At 46.3% G+C, this 21894-nt stretch carries 18 protein-coding genes; 12 read left to right on the forward strand and 6 right to left on the reverse strand.

All coding sequences use genetic code 11. The annotated features are described in order from the left end of the window. The first annotated feature begins 25 nt into the window (after positions 1-25). From INR79_RS11450 to INR79_RS11465, 4 genes are all read left to right on the forward strand, one after another. Positions 26-1537, forward strand: a complete 1512-nt coding sequence (locus INR79_RS11450; RefSeq protein ID WP_223094275.1) for a CoA-acylating methylmalonate-semialdehyde dehydrogenase — start codon at positions 26-28, stop codon at positions 1535-1537. A gap of 101 nt (positions 1538-1638) precedes the next feature. Further along, a complete protein-coding gene (locus INR79_RS11455; protein ID WP_004399998.1) occupies positions 1639-2010 on the forward strand; it encodes a VOC family protein in 372 nt (123 codons plus the stop codon). A gap of 175 nt (positions 2011-2185) precedes the next feature. After that, positions 2186-2794: a hypothetical protein gene (locus INR79_RS11460; protein WP_223094277.1), complete on the forward strand. Its 609-nt coding sequence runs from the start codon at positions 2186-2188 to the stop codon at positions 2792-2794. Between the two features lie 113 nt (positions 2795-2907). Next, positions 2908-3360: a DUF2846 domain-containing protein gene (locus INR79_RS11465; protein WP_223094279.1), complete on the forward strand. Its 453-nt coding sequence runs from the start codon at positions 2908-2910 to the stop codon at positions 3358-3360. Positions 3361-3375: 15 nt separating this feature from the next. On the opposite strand, the gene INR79_RS11470 is transcribed toward INR79_RS11465, so the two are convergent. From INR79_RS11470 to INR79_RS11490, 5 genes are all read right to left on the reverse strand, one after another. After that, on the reverse strand, positions 3376-4422 hold the full coding sequence (locus INR79_RS11470; protein WP_223094281.1) for a LacI family DNA-binding transcriptional regulator: 1047 nt from the start codon (positions 4420-4422) through the stop codon (positions 3376-3378). Between the two features lie 243 nt (positions 4423-4665). Beyond that, complete coding sequence (locus tag INR79_RS11475; protein WP_004409187.1) at positions 4666-5631, reverse strand: sugar ABC transporter substrate-binding protein; 966 nt, start codon at positions 5629-5631, stop codon at positions 4666-4668. Positions 5632-5741: 110 nt separating this feature from the next. After that, the gene (locus INR79_RS11480) at positions 5742-6545 is read right to left on the reverse strand and encodes an ATP-binding cassette domain-containing protein (protein ID WP_004409189.1); all 804 of its coding nucleotides are present in this window, start codon (positions 6543-6545) and stop codon (positions 5742-5744) included. 20 nt (positions 6546-6565) lie between these two features. Continuing rightward, a complete protein-coding gene (locus tag INR79_RS11485) occupies positions 6566-7693 on the reverse strand; it encodes an ABC transporter permease (protein WP_004409190.1) in 1128 nt (375 codons plus the stop codon). Between the two features lie 55 nt (positions 7694-7748). After that, complete coding sequence (locus INR79_RS11490) at positions 7749-8639, reverse strand: TIM barrel protein (RefSeq protein ID WP_022602622.1); 891 nt, start codon at positions 8637-8639, stop codon at positions 7749-7751. A 251-nt stretch (positions 8640-8890) separates the two neighbouring features. Here INR79_RS11490 and iolD point away from each other — a divergent pair, with 251 nt between their 5' ends. From iolD to INR79_RS11530, 8 genes are all read left to right on the forward strand, one after another. After that, positions 8891-10747: a 3D-(3,5/4)-trihydroxycyclohexane-1,2-dione acylhydrolase (decyclizing) gene (gene iolD / locus INR79_RS11495; RefSeq protein ID WP_223094283.1), complete on the forward strand. Its 1857-nt coding sequence runs from the start codon at positions 8891-8893 to the stop codon at positions 10745-10747. Positions 10748-10757: 10 nt separating this feature from the next. Then, on the forward strand, positions 10758-11936 hold the full coding sequence (locus INR79_RS11500; protein ID WP_223094285.1) for a Gfo/Idh/MocA family protein: 1179 nt from the start codon (positions 10758-10760) through the stop codon (positions 11934-11936). Further along, positions 11929-13002 (forward strand): 5-dehydro-2-deoxygluconokinase, encoded by a 1074-nt coding sequence (gene iolC, locus INR79_RS11505; RefSeq protein WP_223094287.1) that lies wholly within the window; start codon positions 11929-11931, stop codon positions 13000-13002. The genes INR79_RS11500 and iolC overlap by 8 nt, the downstream gene beginning before the upstream one ends. Next, a complete protein-coding gene (locus tag INR79_RS11510) occupies positions 12995-13852 on the forward strand; it encodes a 5-deoxy-glucuronate isomerase (RefSeq protein ID WP_223094288.1) in 858 nt (285 codons plus the stop codon). The genes iolC and INR79_RS11510 overlap by 8 nt, the downstream gene beginning before the upstream one ends. Before the next feature lie 12 nt (positions 13853-13864). Then, on the forward strand, positions 13865-14695 hold the full coding sequence (locus INR79_RS11515; protein WP_022592860.1) for a class II fructose-bisphosphate aldolase: 831 nt from the start codon (positions 13865-13867) through the stop codon (positions 14693-14695). 10 nt (positions 14696-14705) lie between these two features. Further along, positions 14706-15878: a Gfo/Idh/MocA family protein gene (locus INR79_RS11520; RefSeq protein WP_223094290.1), complete on the forward strand. Its 1173-nt coding sequence runs from the start codon at positions 14706-14708 to the stop codon at positions 15876-15878. A 484-nt stretch (positions 15879-16362) separates the two neighbouring features. Further along, entirely contained in the window at positions 16363-17733 is a 1371-nt protein-coding gene (locus INR79_RS11525; protein ID WP_223094291.1) for an MATE family efflux transporter, read from the forward strand. A 69-nt stretch (positions 17734-17802) separates the two neighbouring features. Then, positions 17803-18798 carry an NAD(P)-dependent oxidoreductase gene (locus tag INR79_RS11530; RefSeq protein WP_223094292.1) on the forward strand — a complete coding sequence of 332 codons (996 nt, stop codon included), beginning with the start codon at positions 17803-17805 and terminating at the stop codon, positions 18796-18798. 79 nt (positions 18799-18877) lie between these two features. Here INR79_RS11530 and INR79_RS11535 read toward each other — a convergent pair whose 3' ends face one another. Then, positions 18878-21367: a reprolysin-like metallopeptidase gene (locus INR79_RS11535; RefSeq protein WP_223094293.1), complete on the reverse strand. Its 2490-nt coding sequence runs from the start codon at positions 21365-21367 to the stop codon at positions 18878-18880. Positions 21368-21894 lie beyond the last annotated feature (527 nt).

Here is a 21894-nt window from a genome sequence, read left to right on the forward strand (position 1 = left end):
TGCACAATGAACTGGAGAATTCACTATGGAAACCATCAATAATTTCATTAACGGGCAGCGTGCAGAAAGCCAGACAACCCGTTTCGGAAAAGTATACAACCCAGCAACCGGACAACAGACCAAACAGGTCGTACTCAGCCAAGCCAGCGAAGTGGAAGACGCCATTGAAGCAGCAGCCCGTGCTTTTCCTGAGTGGTCGAAAACCCCACCTCTGCGCCGCGCCAGAGTCATGTTCAAATTCAAATCCCTGCTTGAGGCTCACAGCAAAGAGCTGGCAGAAATGATCTCCAGCGAACACGGGAAAGTGTTTTCAGATGCGATGGGCGAGCTGACCCGAGGGCTGGAAGTGGTTGAGTTTGCCTGTGGCATACCACACCTTCAAAAAGGTGAAAGTTCAGCCAATGTCGGCAGCGGCGTAGACAGCCATTCCATCATGCAGCCACTTGGTGTCTGTGTCGGCATTACTCCGTTTAATTTCCCAGCTATGGTGCCTATGTGGATGTTCCCTATAGCCATTGCAACTGGAAATACCTTTGTTCTGAAACCTTCTGAGAAAGATCCGTCACTCTCTTTAATGATGGCAGATCTTTTAAAGCAGGCAGGTTTACCCGATGGAGTCTTCAACGTCGTCAATGGCGATAAAGAAGCTGTGGATGTCCTTCTTACTCACCCTAAAGTGCAGGCAGTCAGTTTTGTGGGTTCCACCCCAATTGCGGAATACATCTACTCGACTGCATCTGCTCACGGCAAACGTTGTCAGGCTTTAGGTGGTGCGAAGAACCACTGCATACTCATGCCCGACGCTGACATGGAAATGGCGACTGGAGCCATTCTTGGTGCGGGTTTTGGAGCTGCTGGAGAACGCTGCATGGCGCTCTCGGTGGTTGTCGCCGTAGGCGATGAGACGGCAGATCAGCTAGTAGAGAGTTTGAAACAAAAAATCGAAATGATGAAGGTGGGACCCGGTCTGGTCGAAGGTGAAGAAAATGACATGGGTCCCGTTATTTCAGCCGAACACAGGCAAAAAATTCTTGGCTATATCGATTCCGGTGAGCAGCAAGGAGCCAGCTTGGTCGTCGATGGTCGAAACTGCAAAGTTCAAGGGCATGAAGATGGTTTCTTCGTCGGTCCGACACTGTTCGATCAGGTAAGCCCAGATATGACTATCTATCAGGATGAAATATTTGGCCCGGTTCTGTCTGTTGTTCGTGTGCCTGACTATCAAACGGCACTGGAACTCATTAACAACCACGAATATGGGAACGGCACAGCGATATTTACCCGAGACGGTGAAACGGCCAGACAATTCAGCGAAGATGTTCTGGCTGGAATGGTCGGGGTAAATGTTCCTATTCCTGTACCTATGGCATTTCACAGTTTTGGTGGCTGGAAACGATCTATTTTCGGTCCGCTAAACGTTCATGGAAATGATGGTGTGCGGTTTTATACCCGAATGAAAACAGTGACCACTCGCTGGCCAACCAGTGTCCGACTGGAAACACACAAAAGTGACTTTGTTATGCCCACTATGGACTAGCCGTATTTAAGCTCTACCCATCTTGGTTAAACGACTCTCTGCTCAACTTCCCCCTTTTGTAAGAGCAGAGAGTTTTCTGCTCTTAAATAGGAATATTCGTCATGTTGAAAGCGGTAAATCATGTTCAAATCACCATTCCTTCGGGTGCTCAATCTGAAGCAAAAGCATTCTATTGTGATGTTCTCGGACTTACTGAACTCGCAAAGCCCGATTCATTAAAAGGAAATGGCAGCTTCTGGCTTCTGCTCGGGGAAGTGTCCATTCATTTTGCTGTGGAAGACGCAGACTACCGCTCTCAAACCTCTTCCCACATCGCCTATGAGGTCACGGATATTCTGTTTTGGCGAGACAAACTGACATCACTTGGTATCAAGGTGTTTGAAGACACGCCTATTCCAGGTGTCGAGCGTTTCAATTTTCGGGATCCTTTCGGGAATCGGGTGGAGATGATGGAAATCCGCACAACAAGTTAGCAGTTCAAAGGTAAAATCTTAAAAGTACACCAGAGGCTGTTTTTCTGTATTAAGCGCTTGAAATCAGGCAGTAAGGTGGATAAGTTTCAACCAACTACTTTCCGCTTCTACTCGCTGTAACAGTGGAAGCTCCTGTCTTTCGCATAGACAATTAATCCCTGTTTCAGGAGCTGATATGGAAATCGAAGAAAAAACGGATTGCTTCTCTTGCCAGTTAACCTTCCCCAACCGAAACGAGCCTTATCAGGTATCTGAACTGGCTGACCTGCTCAATGACCTTTCCAGAATGTACGCCATAGCCGTTGAATACACTTGTGACAAAGAAGCGAGAAATATCGAAGAGTCTTTTTCTTCCCCATACGATCAGGTAGAAAGCACTCTTGCATTCAAAGAATACGTGAGAGAAAGAAGCCTGCAAGCAAGATCACAGGTATTAAGCCAGATTGCGGATAAGAAAATCACCCTTAGCGGTCAGGAAATTGATGTTGAAATGTACCGCTACTTCCCCACAAAGGCTGAAATTAATGGCTTTCTATTAATTGATAGTGACCCGACGCTGCGAGTCCTGTCAATTAACTACAACAGCCCTCTGCAAGTCACTTTCGCTGGTCTGGCTCGCCCTCTTATTCTTGCGGTGATTCTGTGTGGTGGAGAAATCGACATCATGGGTGCCAGAGTAATCATGCCCGGCGTGGTCGACGCGCTGATCAAAATTAATGAAGCCTTTGTTCCTAAGAACTTTTTCACTGATGCGCCTGAACCCCCAAGTCAGTCCAAGGAGTAAGCGCTAGGCCGTAAAGTTCGCAACGTCTGATAGCGTTACTGTGGTTCTTTTCAATAAAGTGGCGCTACACTCAACATTTCTTATGTTCATGAAAAGAAAGGATACTTCAAATAATGCGTAAGCCGTTTTTAATTGCACTAGCACTGTCGCTAGCCGCATGTGCTTCAAGTGACTGGAAAGACTATGAGCCACCCGTTTATGAAAACGACAGCCACGGGGCATTGGTGGCGTATTATCAATGCTCTGAACGAGGAGTCGTTGGTGCGGGAGTTAACGTCTACGTAGACGGGGAATTTAAAGCACACCTGAATCAGGGAACGTATTACGCAGCGAGTCTACCAGCGGGTAGCTATACCCTTTCGTTCAAAAAAGAATTTCAGTCAATTGACTTCAACGTGGAAGTTAAGCCAACGACCAATACGTATTATCGAGTAAAACTGCCTTTGCTTTCCGACGGTGAAATGATCATCCCAATCAATAAAGTAGATGAATCCTTCGCACAGAAGATCTTACCTGCATGCAAATGGGCGAAAAATGGCGAGTTCAGCAATATTAATGCGAAGTAACCTGAACGCAGTCAGCTAGTTAGATTCACCTTTCTTAGTCGAACCACGGATAATCGGCTCACAGCGTAGGGTGATGGATTGAGGAGCGAGATTTGAATCTGCGATATGATCGAATAATGTATCTATCGTTGCGCTGATCATCTCTTCGTAGGGCTGGCGAATGGTTGAAAGATCATAGGCTCTGCTTTTTGCCAGCCGAATATCATCAACGCCGACAATGCCTATGTCTTCAGGCACTCTTAAGCCAAATTCGTAGCGAACGGCATCCATACCGCCACAGGCCATGATATCGTCTGCGAAAAACAGAGAGTCTGGCTTTTCAGTTGAGTTGAAAATGCGAAGAGTGGCGTCGTAACCAGCGTCGTAACTGAACTCCCCGCCTTCAACGATTTGCCATTTGTCACAACCGCGCTTTATCAGATTACTTAAAAAGCCGCGTTGACGTTCGACGGTGGCAGACGTGCCAACGGGACCAGTGACAAATGCAGGTCTTTCATAACCGGCATCCAGAATGATGTCTGCGGCTAATTCACCCGCTGCTAAGTTGTCACAACTGACGACGGTAACACTGTTTTCATCGGAGTTTCGACCAAAGATCACCACAGGTGTATTCTGCGCTTTGCAGGCGTCAGACAAAGCTTCAGGAAGAGATGCAGAGGTAATGATCAAACCGTCTACGTTGTATTCCATCACCAGTTCGACCGCTTCTTCAATGTCCAGTTCGTCGGTGACTTTGATGAGTAAGCTATGGCAATTACGCTTTTGAATTTCTTCGGTAAATTTGGAAAGAACAGGGAGGTAGAAAGGGTTGTCGAAATCGGTTACCAAGATGCCGATAAGGCTTGAACGGGATTTAATGCCACGAGCCAGACGGTTTGGTTTGTAGTTCAGTTCGCTTGCTGCTGCTAAGACCTTGCCTCGGAGCTTGGAAGAGATACTTGCCTCCGGGTTAAAAGCACGCGACACAGCAGACAACGAAACCCCTGCCCGCTCTGCAACGTCAACGACGGTCACCTTGCGCACTTTGAGTTCTGATTTCTTCGTATTGTCGTTTGTATCCATTCGCTTTCCCGCTAAATTACATCTTCTGTCCCTGATAGTGCAGTCTAACTGAAAATGTTTTCAAAATCCTAATCACGCTATTTCTTTGCTGGTTTATTTAAAACGGCTCACAAAGCTGGTGTCATGGTGAATGTTGGTTGCTCCCTACCACAGCCAACATTCGTTACGTCGTTCGCCCCTACCGGCTAACGCAACCTGTGAGCCTAAACTTAAGACTTTGCCCGCTATAGGCATCGACTTTGATTAACGATATTCACCAGCCAGTTTTTCTACCAGTGCCAGGTTGTCCAGTGTGACAAAACCAGGGCCAGAGTTAATGTGGTTTGATGGCATAACGCCGTAACGGTTGAATAGCGTCAACACCATAACTGGCAGGTAACCTTGCAGGTATGGCTGCTGGTCAATCGCCCATTTGATGTTGCCATCTTTAATACCTTGGGCAATTTCATTACTTAGGTCGAATGAGCCGAAGTAGATTTTGCCTAGCTGACGGTTTTTCTCCAATGCACGAAGTGTTGGGTGTGCAGATGTAGGTCCTAGAGTAAGAATCGCTTCTGTGTTTGGATTTTTACGTAGGAAAGCCAGCACTTTTTTCTCGATGCCTGTTGGATCCTGCCCTGAATCGATCATCTGACCGCCCAGGTCAACGCCTAGCGCATCAGCGAAACCCTGACAACGCTCTACAGACGCTGGGTTCGTGATGTAGTGGTTCACACAAAGGAAGTTTTTGATGCCGTCTGCTTTGGCGCGTTTACCCGCTCCAAAACCTGCATCGTATTCTGGCTGACCAACGTGCAACAATGCCCCAACCTTTTCGCTCTGCTCTTTAGTACCAGAGTTGATGGTGACAACTGGGATGCCTTTTTTCTTCGCTTTTTCAAGCGGACCTTTTAGCACATCATAATCGGCTAAGGTGGTAATGATGCCCTGCGGATTAGACGCAACAGCCTGCTCGATGATACGGGCCATGTCGGCTAAATCACCAGTAGGCGGGTTACGATATTCAACCGATACGTCCATGTTCTGACCCGCTTCTTTGATCGCGGTTTTGATTGTATTCCACCACGAATCAGCATCAGGTGCGTGGCTCACCAGCACGAAACGTTCTTCCGCTGAAGCCGTTGAAGGCAAAAATGCAATTGCTGTACTGCAAAGTGCTAATGCCAACACAGATGCCTTTTTCGCGATATTGCTCAGTAGGTTGTTCATCCGGATATCTCCATGTGTTGTGAATGAGGTGAAAGTCATCCAATTCCTTCACCTCTGTTTTCGTTTGAATGACAGAGCTTTAGTAGTTCGAGATTTGCTGATCTCGGTTATCAAGCCGATGCTGCGGCATCTGCTCTGGCAAACTCTGCCAGTTCTGCTTCAAGGGTTTCTAATTCCTCTCCACCTGACATCATTTCCAATATCTCCTCACGGGAGATGTCATCTTTTTTCCATGAGCCCAAGCTGCGCCCACGGTTCAATAAAGTAAATCGGTCTGCAACGGGGTAAGCATGGTGGACGTTATGGGTAATCAAAATCACCGCCAGCCCTTTCCCTCTGGCTCTCGCAACCACTTTTAGAACATTGGCCGACTGTTTCACCCCGAGCGCAGCAGTGGGCTCATCCAGAATCAGCACTTTTGCGCCAAAGTGGATGGCTCTGGCTATTGCCAGACATTGTCTTTCACCGCCCGACATAGTGCCGATTGGGTGCTCTGGGTCTCGTACGTCGATCCCCATATCAGCCAGTCCATCGCGAGCGATTTCATTCGCGCGTTTTGTGTCGAAGACTTCAAAAGGTCCTATTTTCTTGGTCAGCTCTCGCCCCATAAAAAAGTTGCGCGTTACGCTCATCAAAGGGACTAAAGCCAGATCCTGATAAACCGTTGCAATCCCGGCATCCAGCGCATCTCTTGGTGATTCAAATTTCACCGGGCTGCCGTTCATTAAAAACTGACCTTCGGAAGGTTTGTGCACGCCTGCCAGAGTCTTGATAAGTGTGGACTTACCTGCTCCGTTATCACCTAGCAAACAGTGCACTTCACCCATTTTGACTTTCATGTCGATGTCTTTTAACGCAATCACTGAACCGAAATAGCGGCTGACGTTTTTTAGTTCGAGAATGTACTTATCCATATTTCACTCCTTGAAACGTCTTAGCGTGCGTTGGTCACTTTCTTGCGAATGAAGTTATTGAACAGAACGGCAATAAGCAGCATCACCCCTAGGAATACCCGGAACCAGTCTGAATCCACTCCGGTAAAGAAAATGCCCATCTGCACCACACCAAATATCAGAGCACCGAAGAATGCGCCGATAACCGAACCGTATCCTCCGGTAAGCAGTGCTCCTCCGATAACGGCAGCAATGATGGCTTCAAACTCTTTCAACAGCCCTCGGTCTGCAGCAGCCGAACCAAATTCAAGCACCTGACACGCCGCAAATACCGTGGCGCAAAATGCGGTAAACATGAAAAGGGAAATTTTGACTTTCTCGGTAGGTACACCCACGTTTTTTGCTGCATTGGCATCGCCGCCTGCGGCAAAAATCCAGTTACCAAATCGGGTTCTCAAAAGGACAAATGAACAAACTGCAGTAATAAGGAACCACCAGACAACCACCATAGGAATACCCGACACGATAGGAGAACCGTCGGAGTAGGTTTCAATCATCCCTATATTGGCGAGCCATTGGAAGAAACCCGTCCCTATCTGCCCGCCAAATGCCGCGGCCAGAATGTCGCCTTCCGCTACTTCAGACACACCAGAAAGAATGGTCTTATTGGTCAACATAATTGAGAGTGCAATGGTCAGACCGCGCAGAATGAACAAGAAAGCCAGTGAAACAATAAAGGACGGCAATCCGGTTTTCACCACGATATACCCGTTAACAAAGCCAATCGCCATTGCGCCCACAAACGCAAAGATGATGGCTAGCCAGACTGGCCACCCCCAATATACGGAGGGGATCGCAATCATCATGCCCGCAAAACCAATCATGGAACCGATGGACAAATCAAACTCACCAGCGATCATCAACAGGCAGGCTCCGACAGCAATAATGCCGAGCTGCGCTGAAACCGTTGTCCAGTTCATTATGCCGTCGGCGTTAAACATGCCTGAATCCCAGGCGACGATTGCAAAAAATAGGAAGACCAATATCGTGCCTGATACTGCCCCCAGCTCAGGTCGTGACAGCAATCGGTTCAAGGTTGAAACCTTGCGAACCCTTTCATCACCTTTCGAAGTCATGGGTACTGCCTCCGCTTCTACTTTCCCTGTCATACAATTTCTCCAAATCTTTATTCGCGCTATCCTCGAACTGCTTTGTCATCGCAACTCAGGCTAAGATGGTTTGTTCTATAAACGTTCGGCTTCTTTCCGCATCCGTTTTGGCGTCGCTCTTGGCTTTAGGGTCGGTGTCCTGCTCTACCGTCACCCACCCTTTGAAATCAATTTCAATCAATGTGTGTTTAACGGCATCAAAATCCACACACCCTTCGCCAAGCGGACAGAATATGTTGTTACCAATGGCTGAATAAAAGTCGACACCATTTGCTACCGACTCTTTATGAACGGCGGCATTAATGTCTTTAAAGTGTAGATACTTCACGCGGTCTCGATAGGTGGAAAGTACCTCACAAGGGTCCATACCAGCGTAGATGCAGTGCCCGGTATCCACACACAGAGACATTAACTCTGGTGGCAAATCGTTCATGGCGCGATCAAGCTCATCGCGATACTCAATGTAAGTCCCGGCATGAGGATGAAGAGTTGGCGTAATGCCGTAGTCAGCGCAAATACGTCCGACTTCTTTCAGCGTGTCCATCATGAAGGACCAGCTTTCAGGAGAGAGGCGCGTGGCTGTGTCTACCTGCCCTGCCTGATCGGTTCTGGGTGAAGATACATGGTCTATAACCACCAGATATTTTGCGTTTTGCTGTTGCAGTATCTGGCAAACTTTTCGGGTTTGAGTGTAAATGGCTTCGCGATTGTCCTGACGATGCAGATGCACAAATAACGTACCAGCAATCAAGTCCAGTTCCCTTTGTGACAGCTCTTTCTCCAGTACCTGTTGATCCTGAGGAAGGTATCCCAAAGGTCCCAATTCCGTCGCTTTGTAACCAGACAGGCTGATTTCATTCAGCACTCTCTCCCACGTTGGGTTGTCTGGGTTATCCGGAAATTCTATTCCCCAAGAGCATGGGGCATTTGCAAGCTTTAGTTCCACTGTCGTTTCTCCGTGTGAAAAAGCACAAACAAAATTCACATTTAATTAACAATAAGCAAACAATAATGGAAATGTTTTCAATGTGTCAACTTAAAAAGTCTATTTATTGACCAATTTTGTGCTCATAGATCTCATATTGATATAAATAAAGCTCATTTTTCAATTAACAAGCAATAAACATATTGAAAACATTTTCAGAGTATGGCTATTATTTGATCAATACAAATCGTGAGTAGACAAGGAGCGTAAAGATGACAACGGTTAGGCTCACAACAGCACAAGCACTGGTAAAGTACTTAGCAGCGCAATACATAGAAATTGATGGAAAGGAGGAGTCTTTATTTGGCTGCGCCTTTGCCATTTTCGGGCACGGCAACGTAACCTGCCTTGGTCAGCAATTGCTGGAAAATCAGGATGTATTTCCAACCTGGCGCGGGCAGAACGAACAGTCGATGGCTATGGCTGCTATTGCATACGCCCGAGCGAATCAACGCAAACGCATAGGAATTGCGACCTCTTCTGTCGGTCCGGGGGCAACCAACATGGTGACTGCCGCGGGCGTCGCGCATACCAACCGACTGCCTTTGCTTCTTCTTTCAGGAGACACATTTAACTCTCGCCTTCCTGATCCGGTTTTGCAGCAGACGGAACATTTCAGTAACCCGACGCTAACGGTGAACGATGCTTTCAAAACCGTAACGCGTTACTGGGATCGCATTACCAGCCCTGCGCAACTAGTGGCATCTTTACCCCAAGCTCTTGCTACTTTGTTAGACCCTGGTGATTGTGGTCCTGTTTTTTTGGCGTTACCGCAAGATGTTCAAGGTGATGCCTGGGATTTCCCAGAAATTTTTTTCGAAAAGAAAGTCCATCGAATTCGAAGACCGCAGCCTGAATTTGAAGATCTGGAAGCCGCAGCCAACCTGATCAAGCAAAGTAAGCAACCAGTGATCGTGGCGGGTGGTGGCGTGTTTTACAGCGATGCTCAGGCTGAATTGCAAAGCTTCGCTGAAAAATACGACATTCCAGTGCTAGAAACCATTGCTGGCAGAACTTTGTTACCTGCAAACCACCCACTTAACTGTGGTCCCATCGGTGCTACAGGCTCAGACAGCGCCAACAATATCGCTGAGCGCGCCGATTTAGTGATTGCTATCGGTACACGCTTGCAGGATTTCACTACGGGTTCTTGGACGGTTTTCCGCCGTGAAGACATGAAACTCGTGAGCATTAATACATGTCGCTTCGATGCCATCAAGCATTGGTCGTGCCCGGTTCAGGCAGATGCCAAAGCAGCGATTGACCAGCTATCTCCCATGCTGACCAATTGGAAGATCGACAAAACCTGGTCGATCTATACAAGACAGGAACGTCAGAAATGGCTGGATATTGTGGCAAGTCGCACCGAACCCACTGACACAGTCGCGCCGTCTTACGCACAAGTCGTAGGTCAGGTAAATCAGCTCGCTTCCCCCGATGACAGAATCATTACTGCCGCAGGCGGGCTTCCAGCAGAGCTCAATATGAATTGGCTCGCCAGTAAGCCGGGGCAACTCGACATTGAATTTGGTTTCTCTTGTATGGGCTACGAAGTGGCTGCCGGCTGGGGAGCCAAAATGGCTCGCCCTAATCACGATGCCATTGTGCTGGTCGGTGACGGTTCTTATCTAATGCTTAACTCCGACATATACAGCTCCGTGCTCACTGGTCACAAGATGATTGTGGTGGTTTGCGACAACGCTGGCTTTGCCGTTATCAACAAACTGCAAAACAACACCGGTAACGAGAGTTTCAATAACCTGCTTAAAGACTGCACCACGGTACGCGAAGACGCAGAGCTGCCAAGAGTGGACTTTGTGAAACACGCACAAGGGCTTGGTGCACTGTCTGAGAAAGTCGGTTCCCTGTCGGAATTTGAAGATGCCTTTAACCGAGCAAAAGAAGCGGATCGCACTTATGTGTTGGTCGTTGATATTGACCCGACAGTCTGGTCATCGGTGGATGCGTGGTGGGAAGTTGGCTTACCAGAAATAACCGACCGTCAAGAAGTGGTTAAAGCCAAAGCGACCTGGGATGAAGGTCGCCGTCATCAACGCCGTGGGGTATAGGAGCCAGTGAATGTTTAATGAAGAAACACGATTAACGTCCCCAATTCGCTGGGGGCTGATAGGCGGTGGTCGTGGCAGCGAAATCGGCTATTCACACCGAGCCGCGGCTGCTCGTGACAGGCTATTTCATTTTGTTGCCGGTTCGTTGGACATCGACCACCAGCGTTGCATTGATTTCGGCACCAATCTTGGTCTGGAAGAGAGTCGCTGCTACGCGAATTACAAAGTGATGTTCGAGCAGGAAGCCAGACGTGAAGATGGTATTCAGGCGGTGTCGATTGCCACCCCAAATGCCACGCATTACGAAATCGCCAAAGCTGCGCTAGAGGCAGGTCTGCATGTAATTTGCGAAAAGCCTGTGACTTTCCAGTCAAATGAGGCACTTGAACTCAAGCATATCGCCAGTGAAAACAATCTCATGCTTGCTGTGATGTACGGCTACACCGGGCATGTGATGGTGCAACAGGCACGTGAAATGGTTCAGCGCGGCGACATAGGCAGTGTGCGAGTAATCCAGATGCAGTTTGCTCACGGTTATCACAATGTTGAAGTAGAGAAGCATTCCCCCGGAGCAAAATGGCGCATGAACCCTGAAGTCTCTGGTCCCAGCTTTATCATTGGAGACTGCGGTACACATGCCTTTTACCTTGCAGAATTGATCACCGGGCTGGAAGTCACGTCTTTACTGTGCAGCAAACAGTCTTTCATTGAGTCTCGCGCGCCACTTGAAGACAACGCACACGTGATCATGAACTTCAATAACGGCGCAGTGGGCACCATGTGGGCGAGCGCAATTAACTCCGGCTCCATGCATCAGCAAAAAATTCGAGTAGTAGGAGAAATGGCCAGCATTGAGTGGTGGGATGAATACCCTAACCAACTGCGTTATGAGGTTCAGGGCGAACCTGCTCAGGTGCTGGAACGAGGTATGCCTTACCTCTACAACGATGTGGCGGGCGTCAACAGTTCCCGAATCGGTGGCGGTCATGGTGAAGGGTTCTTTGAATCCTGGGCAAACCTGTACCACAGATTTGCGTTAGCCATCGACGCCTTTGAACGTAACGATAAGGCATTTCTTGATAACCACTGGTATCCAGACATAAACGCAGGAATCAGCGGTGTTAAGTTTGTCGAGTCGTGCGTTAAATCCGCTGATAACGGTGCAATATGGGTGAACTGCAATGAGTAGCGAACTGGCATTGCATGACTGGTCTGCCAGCCACAACCGTCCTATAGAGGCAATCTGCCTGGGGCGGGCTGGCATGGATCTGTACGCCAGTGATTTTGGTGCAACGCTGGCGACCACTTCCACTTATCACAAGGCAGTTGGCGGCTCGCCCGCCAACATCGCATTTGCCCTTTCGAAACTGGGTGCCAACGCTGCAATTTTAAGTTGCGTCTCGAAAGACGGCGTCGGTGAATATGTTTGCAAGGCAATGGAGAAGCAAGGAATCAACACCGATTTCCTGTTCAAGGTAGGCGGCGAACATCGAACCAGTCTTGCATTGGCAGAATACGATCCTAAGCCTGAAGTGGTGATCTATCGGAACCTTGCCGCCGATCTGGCACTGAGTGAATCACACATCTCTGCGATCGATTTTAGTCAGATTCGTGCGCTTGTGGTGTCTGGTACAGCATTGTCTCAGTCGCCATCAAGAGAATCCTGTTATCTGGCAATGAAAAAAGCCGCGGCTGAACACTGCAAAGTGGTACTGGATCTGGATTATCGAGCGTATAGCTGGCAAAGCGCGGAAGAAGCAGCGTCTTGCTACCAGAAAGCCGCGGAGCTGAGCGACGTCATCATCGGAAATGAAGAAGAATTTCAGGTGATGATGGCATCCGATCTTCATTCAAAAGACAGCGACGCTATGGCAGACATCGCAAACCAGTTGCTTGCAAAAAAGCCAGAGATGATTGTGGCTAAAGCGGGCGAACATGGCTGCAAAGTATTTGGGCTGGACGCGAATCAGTCACTCACTTCGTTCTCTCAGGGCATTTTTCAGGTAGAAGCCAGAAAGCCTTATGGTGCCGGGGACGCGTTTGCCGGAGCACTGCTATTTGGTTTGCTGCGCGGGCAGCCACTTCAAGACAGCATAGCGATGGGTGCCGCGAACGCCGCCATAAACGTGATGGGTAATACATGTTCTGAAGCTATGGCTGAACTACCTGAACTGCTGTCATTTATGAAAACGCATCGTTATGACTTTTCACCTCAGTTTTCCCTCTTATCTCAAAAGGAGTCGTGTCATGGGTAAGCATATTCCACCATTCGATAATCAGAATCAGCCAGTCATCGACGTCAATGACGACACTACTCCACTGTGCTATTTCAACCCCGTTTCTCTTAAACAGGGAGAGAGCCACATTTATCGTTTAGAAAACTACGAGAGTGTTGTGGTTCTGGCTGGCGGAACCTGCGATATCACGGTAAATGGCGAAAACTTCCCTGAAATTGGGCAGCGTGAATCGGTCTGGGATGGCGATCCTTCTGGCGTCTATGTGCCTGTTGGATCCGAAGCAGTCATCACCTGTGTTTCTAATACCGCCGATGTGCTTATCGCCGGTGGTCGATACGATGATAAAGACAGACCCGAACTTCAACCTTTTGCCATCACCCCCAATGAGGTCGACAAAGTGCAGTACGGCAGCGACGACACCAAAACTCACCGCAAGATCAAACACATTTTGGGGCAGAAAAACGCGGATCAACGCGGTCGCTTACTGGTTAGCGAGCTGTTCACCGTCGGAGCTGGTGGCTGGTCTGGATTCCCGTCTCACAAACACGACGAAGAACGACCGCCAACAGAAACGCGTTATGAAGAGGTCTATCAGTTTCGTTTTAATCCCGGACAGGGGTTTGGTGCACAGTTTCTGTATGAGCACGAAGACGATCAGGGTCCGGTCTATCACGTGAAAACAGGCAGCGTGATTGCCATCGACAAAGGCTACCACCCCAGCGTTGCTGCTCCGGGATACGAAATGTATTACTTCACCATCATTGTGGGTGAAAGCAGCAAGTCCCTGATCCAGTACTTCGACCCTCACCATGAATATCAGGTGCACACCATTCCCGGCATCAAAGATATGGTCGCGAAATTCAAATAAGGTAGAAAACACATGCTTGTATCACTCAACGAGATACTGCCACAAGCCTCGGCAAGTTCCGGCGCGGTTGCCTGTTGCAATGTGTTCGGTATTGAAGAAGCCATCGCCATTATAAAGGGGGCAGAAGCCGTAGAGCGCCCTGTGATTCTTGCCGTGAATAAAGACATGGTCGACCTTGCAGGGGTGGACGTTATGGCAGGGATTCTTGTCCCCTTAGCTAAGCAGAGCTCGGTACCTGTGGTGGTTCACTTGGACCATTGCTACGAGGAAACCGTCGTCTTTAAAGCGATGAAAGCGGGATTTACATCGGTCATGTTTGACGGTTCTCAGCTTCCTTTCGAAGAAAATCTGTCACGAACGTATCAGGTGAGTCGGGTTGCCCGCTCTATGGGCGTATCGCTGGAAGGCGAACTTGGATCGGTTCCTTATGAGGAAGGACGAGATCATATTCGTTCAGAACTCACATCACCGCAAGAAGCCTGGCGCTATGCTAAAGAGAGCGGCGCAGACGTGCTGGCAGTTTCGGTCGGCAACGTTCACCGAAAAACCGAAGCCGATTGCCCCATTCACTTTGAATTGTTGCAGGAAATTGAGCAAGACATGCCGATTCCCTTGGTGATTCACGGCACAACCGGAATTCACCCTGACGACTTAATGAAGCTGAAACGTACCAGTGTTGCTAAGTTCAATGTTGGCACCACGCTACGAATGGCTATGGGTAAACGCATTCGTGATTTGATGGAACAGGATAGGCACTTTGACCGCAGCCGGTTTGCTCTGGCCGCCATGCCTGCTTTGCAACAGGAAGTGGAACGCGTATTAACCCTTCTCGCCCCGGATTAAGGAAAACCTGATGAGCGTATCTATTCAAAAATTAGGACGAAGACTAAGGCTGGCAGTGATCGGAGGCGGCCCCGATTCTTTTATCGGTTCGATTCACCGAAGTGCCGCCACCATGCATGAAGAGTTTGAAGTGGTCGCGGGGGTAGTATCCTCCAATCCGGAACGCTCTATACAGGCGGCGGAGTCTATGGGGCTAAGAGGGTATGGTTCGCCCGAAGCGCTCTTTTCTGCTGAAGCCGAGCGTGAAGACGGTGCCGATGTGATTGCCATTATGACGCCAAACAATTCGCACTATGACTTATCCGTTCAGGCTCTGGAACATGGCTTTCACGTGATGTGTGAAAAACCATTAACCATGAACGTGGAGGAAGCCGATACGTTGGTGAGCAAAGCCAAAGAAGCCGAAAAATGTTATTGCGTGGCATACGGATACACTGGCTACCCTATGGTTCGGCAAGCCAGAGCAATGATAGAAAACGGCATACTTGGCGAAATCAAAATGCTTCAGAGCCAATATATTCAGGGACATTTGGCAGAACTGACACCCAGTGAAAAAGACGGCACAAACTGGCACATGAAGCCTGAACTTGCTGGTCCGTCACTGATTCTGGGGGATATTGCCACTCACAGTTACCACCTTCTGAGTTACGTATCCGGCATGGTGCCACAAACTCTAAGTGCAGATGTGACGGCTTTGGTCGATGGTCGGGACGCCGATGATTACTGTGGCATTCAGCTTCGCTACGCTAATCAGGCTCGCGGGCAACTGTTTGTCACTCAGGCAGCCGCTGGTGGCGTGCACGGGTTAAGCTTTACCATTTATGGCACCAAAGGTGGACTGGAGTGGAATCAAGAGCAACCCAACGAACTACTGGTTCGCCCCATCGATGCCCCTGCCTATGTATTAACAAAAGGCGGTAAAGGGTTACTTCCTGAAGCGGAGCGAGTTTCTCACGTCGCCATTGGTCACCCCGAAGGGTATCGCGAAGCGTTCGCAAACCTCTATTTCGATTTGGCGCATCACATCGTGGCTCTAGAGCAAGGTGAATCACCTGATCCTCTTTGTCTTTCCTACCCTAGTATCGAAGAAGGCGCAGAAGGCATGGCATTTGTCTATTCTTCACTGGAGTCACGGGACTCTGACAGCGAGTGGACTTCTGTCAGAGATCACCTTCAAAACTAAAAATAGTCCTACGTCTAAGGCTTATACCCAAGTGATCTCAAGATACAGGATTCAAAGCCTCATATTCTGTTTCAGTTCAAGGAAAAGAACGCAGCGGAATGACTGATCCTTTCCAAGTTCTTTGACGATGAAATGGGACAGAATATGGGCTCCCAAGGGCGAGTTTAACTGGCTTTGATACTGCGTTACCGATTCTTGATTTAGACCAACTAGATCTTCAAATCGGTTTCTTGTCTGAAAGCCAGTTAATTCTCGCTGAACCGAGTATCTTGAGTATATTGCAAATTTCTAATCACTACATTAATTAGGATTTACAATTTCTAAAATTTATCACCCTTTAAGTTATCTATATAAGCATCATTTATCTACCCTTATTTTACCATTCAACACCCTATAAAACCGTCATTTTATCAATTTATAACTTATTGACTTGAAACGCTGTTTTATTTATTATGCAACTCAGTTTTATTAAACTGGTTGAGAAATGAAAATATCTTGTAATTTTGGATTATTTGCAACAAAAAAATTTTTTAGTAGGCTGATATCGTTAGCCATACCTATATCTCTATATTCAATGCTTCTTTCTTCTAGAAACATTATTGATGTTGTTATGCTTAGCCAAATCGGCTCTACAGAAGTTGCCTCTATGGGGGTTGCGTTACGTGGAATAATGATAGGTAATCTCTTTCTATTCAGTATATGTAGTTGTGGCGCCATTTTTACCGCACAGTACAGCGGAGCAAGCAATAAATCAGGAGTTCGCCAAGCAACAGCACTGACAGCAATATTTTGTCTGCCTCTTTCTTTTATTGTCGCGTTAAATTACTACTTTTTTTCAAAAGAAATAATGGGGTTTGCATCGAGTAACCATGAGGTTATAAAAATAGGAAGCGATTATCTAAAAATAACATGTATTAGTATGTTAGCAATTTCTATTAGTGGCATTTTTTCTGCAGGACTACGCTCAATTGGACAAGCTAGTATTGCAACGGGATTCAATGCACTAGGTATTATTCTTAATATTATACTAAACTACATACTTATATTTGGTAATCTCGGTTTTCCTGCACTGGGAGTGGAAGGTGCTGCATGGGGCACAGTGCTAAGCGCCATAATTGAGTGCATTGCTGTAATAATCTTTATCTATGGAAGAGGACATATATTATCATTTAACATTAGAGATATATTAGAAGCAAAAAAAGAAAAAATAAAAACTTTTTATAAAATTTGCATCCCTCTTAGCATTAATTCTCTCATGTGGCCATCTTCATTATTTATCTATCATTCAATTATTGGAAATATAAGCACTGATGCACTAGCCGCAATGGCTATGATTACGCCTGTAGAGACGTATAGTATGGCGATAATGATGGGCGTTGCCACAGCCGCATCCATCATGCAGGGAAATATACTTGGTAAGAAGAAATTTCAACAAGCCTATTATCAGGCATGGATCTTCGTAATAATTAATATATTACTAGCGATAGTTGTTTCTTTAATATTATTTTTTATAAAACCTTGGATATTGAGTATTTCACCCAACCTGAATGAAGAAATGCTATCTTATCTTGATGATTTTTATAATATATTACTCATTGGAATACTCATAAAATCAGCTGGTATTGCTATGGTAATAGGAGTATTACGAGCATCCGGAGATACCAAATTCTGTATGAACCAAGACATTATTTGTCAGTGGGTCTTCGGCATACCTCTTACAATAATTGCTGCATACTGGTTAGAGTGGTCTGCTGTATATATATATGCATGTATGTTATTAGAAGAAGTAGCGAAGCTACTGTTTTCGATAAAACGACTAAGATCTAAGTCTTGGTTAAAATCAATTATAAATTAAAATTACAAACCGTTAATACTTAATGATCTATATAATTTCTTTATAAATAGTTAATTGAGAGCTAGGAAAATGAAAGGTGCTTTTTTTACTAATGATACTAACAATATAAGTTATATTTATTCCCTAGGGAGAATGGAAAATCTCAGTAGTGAATGTAACTTAATTAAACAGGTTATCAATTCGGATAATTTTGATGAACATTTAAATGAACTCAATGAGGTTGAAGTAGGTTTTGGGACTTGGGGTTTAACAACTGAACTAGCAAAGAAAGTCGCCAAGCTGCCTAACCTGAAAGTTCTTTTTTATGCGGCAGGAAGTGTTAATGACTTTGCACCATACTTCATAGAAAATGGCAAAAAGGTAGTAAGTGCCGCATCAGCGAATGCCATTCCAGTTGCACAATTTACGTTTGCACAAATATTGCTTTCTTTTAAAGGATATTATCAAAACCTTATAGAATATAAAGATAAAGAAAACTTTGGCAAGAATTTCATACCTACTGGACCTGGAGTCTTTAAAGAATCTGTATCATTGCTAGGATTTGGCAATATCGCCAAGGAATTAACTAAGTTACTAAAAACGTGCAACATTCCCATTCATGTATATGACCCTTACCTAAGTCACGAGAGTGCTGATGCTTTCGGAGTCCGAAAAGTTAGCTTACCTGAAGCATTTTCACTCTCTCATGTGGTAAGTAATCATATGCCAAATAAACCCGAAACAGTTGAAATTATCAATTACGACTTATTAAAGATGATGAGAAATCGCTCCACATTCATTAATACTGGTAGAGGGGAGCAAGTTAATCAATTCGACTTGGAGAATTTCTTATTGAAACGCAAAGATGTTTGTGCACTGTTGGATGTTACTGTCCCTTTTGTTCCTCCTGCTAATTCTTTCTTTTACTCAACAAATAATGTTTTTTTAACTAGTCATATTGCGGGTTCGATGGGAGATGAAGTAGTAAGGATGGCTGACTATATTATAGACGAGTATCTTTTATGGAAATATACAGGAAAGCTCGACAATGAAATAAAGTTAGAACAATTAAAACTCATTGCTTAGAAACAATAAAAACAACCAGGCGAGCTTAGACTCGCCTGATTTTATTACACCTTATAAATATCAATAAGACGTTATTTCACTATGGCTGGCATGGGTCAATCAGTTTCCAGTCGCCATCTACTTTTGATGCGTCAGGCTGTTGCCCTTTTGTCCACCATCTCGCTTCAAAGGTGTTGTTTCCATAGGAAACTTGATCACCTGTAACATATACCTGACTGGCGCTCCAAGGTTCAGCGGTGCCACAAGTCTGTGTTGCGCTACCTGTAACCGTAATCTGGAAGGTCTGGCTGGTGACGATCTGGCTGTCTGATACTTGCAGTACCACTTGATGGCTACCAATATCTGCATCTGTTGGTGTACCGCTAAGTACCAATGTGCTCGCATCAAAAGATAGCCATGCCGGTTTGGTTTTGGCTCTGAATCGTATTTCAGGGCTGTCCACATCGTTGGCGCTAACTTGATACTGATATGCCGTACCACTGGTCGCATTCACCGGAGCGATTGAGGTGAACTCCGGAGCCTGATTCAAACCTATCCCTTCGGAGATTGAAAAGTCTACGTTTGAAATATCAAAGAAGATGTTATCAACCGCTTCAACTTTGATTCGGGCAGTGTTACTTATCGAATTCGGTAGAACAACCTCCGCTTTACCTGCGTTAGGGGCGTTTGTGGCTAGGGTGTGTGGGTAAGTTTTACCTCCATCCAGAGAAAGCAGGATGTTTACCAAACTTACACTCACTGGTGGTAAATGGGTTCCTGCAACTTGCCAGCGTACCGTCTGCGTTGAGCCGGGAAGCCAGTTTACTTTTGTATTTGGTTCACTGACCACAAACGGACCCGCAGTTCCATCGACTGTAATTACACGCTCATCCCATGAAACCTGAGGTGATTCTGCATTGTTATCCCGAGCCACTAACCGAAATTTGTAGCTGCGTGCCACGGAAGAAAGAACCTCCCAGGTAGGCGTCTGGTTGTTGATAATTGCGTCTAGGTTCGGCAGGTAACGAGTTGGAGATACGGTTGGTAGTTTTGCTCTGAATGTGGGACCTGTCACTTGATTCGCGGTTGGACGTGCGACCAAATCACCCCGGTCAATTTGTTCCCAACTGTAGGTTAAGCTGGCTTGGTCTTCTGTATCAGCTGCCGACCCTGTCAAAACAAATGGCGTTTCTTTTGGAATTGTCACGTCTGGTCCTGCACGGACGACTGGAGGTGTGTTTAATGACATCTCAGACGTACCGCATCCACTGCCATACCCGCGATCCATAAAATGACGAACATTCCCGATGCTGTAGCTATGGAACATGGCATCGGAGTTCACTTGAACATTCGGTCCGCAAACGCCCGCATAACCCATGATTGTTGACCCGCTTCCCGGCTCCACCGCATTGTAAGAGACGCGATTACACCCTGTATTGTGGGTATGTTCGGCACCAAATTGGTGACCAATCTCATGCGCGACAATGTCGATATCAAATGCATCACCCATTGGCATACCTAGCCCTGAAACACCGCTTCCCTTGCCTCGGGTACAAACAGAACCGATAAGCGCGCTTCCGCCGCCCGTTGCACTGAACAGATGACCAACATCGTAACCTTGCTGACCAATCACCTTATCAATGACGATCTGACTTTCTCCTTGCATTAAATCTGAGCGATTATTTGTGTAGTAATCGTTTACATCGAGGGAAAATAGCTGATCAGTGGTAGGGATCAATTGCAAGCGTATTGCCAAATCACGCTCATAGATCTCATTCACTCGGTTGATTGTGGTTGCAACGGCTGACATCACGCTCTGCTTTGTCCCACCATGAAAGCGAGAGTATTCATAAGTCGTTGCTATTGCTAAACGATATGTTCTTAGCGGATACATATCTGAAGTTCCAAAACCTGAGCGCCCAGATCGGAATGAAGGAGTATTGTTAAGCTGAGAATCACTGTGAGTCAGTGTTTCTTCGATAAGGCGCAGATCCTTGGTTTTGTGATAATCCTTTTTGAAATAGCTGATGTATGTTCTGGTATTTCCTGATTCATAAGGGTCGATATAGAACGTACCGTATTTCTCTGATGTCACCATCGCATGAAACCCTTGCGACGTGTAGTCCAGTACTATTCGAGTATTCTTAGTCTCCGCACTGGTTCCGCTAAACGTTTTAATCTCGGGATAGCGCGCAGTCAGTTCAGCCGGCAGCACTTGGTTTGGTGCAACAACAAAGGTTTCGTAACCCCCATTCGGCAATGGGATAGAAAGATCGACGCTTACTGCCCTTTCATTTACCAAATCTGTAGAAGCAGTTACGGTCTGATTTAGGTGATGTTTAAGTTGGTCAAGTTCTAACTGAATTAAGCGGAATTTAGCTGGCTTGATATAACGTTGGCGGTCAGCTTCGGAAGTGGAAGAGTGTTCCACCGTTTCTTGCCAAAACTGGGCACTTGATGGCTGGTTTATGTATTCTTTTTCTAACGCAGCTGAGTGGACGTCATTAGCAGCAATCGCCTGACTCACACCGAGGGCTGTAGCAGATAAAGCAAAACAGACATTAATCCATCGATTCATATTTTTTTTCATGTAGGGCTCCAAGAGTGATATGCCCTTTCGGACATATATAAACACAGTGTTATTTGGATAAATGCAGCTCGCTGAATTTCACAATAGAAAGTTTGCGTACAGTAAAAAGCAGCATGTCTGTTACTCCCAAGACATGAAGAATCACTCTATTGAGAAAACCATAAGTTGCCTATTATCAATGACATACAAGATTAACAACACCAACAGCATGGATTCTCTTTTTCGTGTCATTTCAATGAATTGAAATGACGTTGAGCTCAAAATGAGAGATCATTCATATGATTAATAATTTCCACTTTATTTTATAAATATAAAGTGAAATTATACGCATATGTAAATTCTTTCACCTCGATTTAAGCGGATATTTTTGTTTTTCTGGGGAGTCCCCTAGTCGTTTTATTACTTTCCAGCCAAATCCCTACACAAATACAAAACATTCCAATACCACAGCTTTTTGGTGGTTTACCCTACTAAACCAACTTGTTAGTATTCGCTCGCGGTGAAGCTGTTCTTTTGCCAAGGGCTTC

Source organism: Vibrio sp. SCSIO 43132 (genome assembly GCF_019904195.1).
GTDB classification, from domain to species: domain Bacteria; phylum Pseudomonadota; class Gammaproteobacteria; order Enterobacterales; family Vibrionaceae; genus Vibrio; species Vibrio nigripulchritudo.

What these genes read in the sequence shown, in the direction of transcription:
- INR79_RS11450 (WP_223094275.1), top strand. Translation starts at nt 26, where the DNA reads ATGGAAACCATCAATAATTTCATTAACGGGCAGCGTGCAGAAAGCCAG.
- INR79_RS11455 (WP_004399998.1), top strand. Translation starts at nt 1,639, where the DNA reads ATGTTGAAAGCGGTAAATCATGTTCAAATCACCATTCCTTCGGGTGCT.
- INR79_RS11460 (WP_223094277.1), top strand. Translation starts at nt 2,186, where the DNA reads ATGGAAATCGAAGAAAAAACGGATTGCTTCTCTTGCCAGTTAACCTTC.
- INR79_RS11465 (WP_223094279.1), top strand. Translation starts at nt 2,908, where the DNA reads ATGCGTAAGCCGTTTTTAATTGCACTAGCACTGTCGCTAGCCGCATGT.
- INR79_RS11470 (WP_223094281.1), bottom strand. Translation starts at nt 4,422, where the DNA reads ATGGATACAAACGACAATACGAAGAAATCAGAACTCAAAGTGCGCAAG.
- INR79_RS11475 (WP_004409187.1), bottom strand. Translation starts at nt 5,631, where the DNA reads ATGAACAACCTACTGAGCAATATCGCGAAAAAGGCATCTGTGTTGGCA.
- INR79_RS11480 (WP_004409189.1), bottom strand. Translation starts at nt 6,545, where the DNA reads ATGGATAAGTACATTCTCGAACTAAAAAACGTCAGCCGCTATTTCGGT.
- INR79_RS11485 (WP_004409190.1), bottom strand. Translation starts at nt 7,693, where the DNA reads ATGACAGGGAAAGTAGAAGCGGAGGCAGTACCCATGACTTCGAAAGGT.
- iolD (WP_223094283.1), top strand. Translation starts at nt 8,891, where the DNA reads ATGACAACGGTTAGGCTCACAACAGCACAAGCACTGGTAAAGTACTTA.
- INR79_RS11500 (WP_223094285.1), top strand. Translation starts at nt 10,758, where the DNA reads ATGTTTAATGAAGAAACACGATTAACGTCCCCAATTCGCTGGGGGCTG.
- iolC (WP_223094287.1), top strand. Translation starts at nt 11,929, where the DNA reads ATGAGTAGCGAACTGGCATTGCATGACTGGTCTGCCAGCCACAACCGT.
- INR79_RS11510 (WP_223094288.1), top strand. Translation starts at nt 12,995, where the DNA reads ATGGGTAAGCATATTCCACCATTCGATAATCAGAATCAGCCAGTCATC.
- INR79_RS11515 (WP_022592860.1), top strand. Translation starts at nt 13,865, where the DNA reads ATGCTTGTATCACTCAACGAGATACTGCCACAAGCCTCGGCAAGTTCC.
- INR79_RS11520 (WP_223094290.1), top strand. Translation starts at nt 14,706, where the DNA reads ATGAGCGTATCTATTCAAAAATTAGGACGAAGACTAAGGCTGGCAGTG.
- INR79_RS11525 (WP_223094291.1), top strand. Translation starts at nt 16,363, where the DNA reads ATGAAAATATCTTGTAATTTTGGATTATTTGCAACAAAAAAATTTTTT.
- INR79_RS11530 (WP_223094292.1), top strand. Translation starts at nt 17,803, where the DNA reads ATGAAAGGTGCTTTTTTTACTAATGATACTAACAATATAAGTTATATT.
- INR79_RS11535 (WP_223094293.1), bottom strand. Translation starts at nt 21,367, where the DNA reads ATGAAAAAAAATATGAATCGATGGATTAATGTCTGTTTTGCTTTATCT.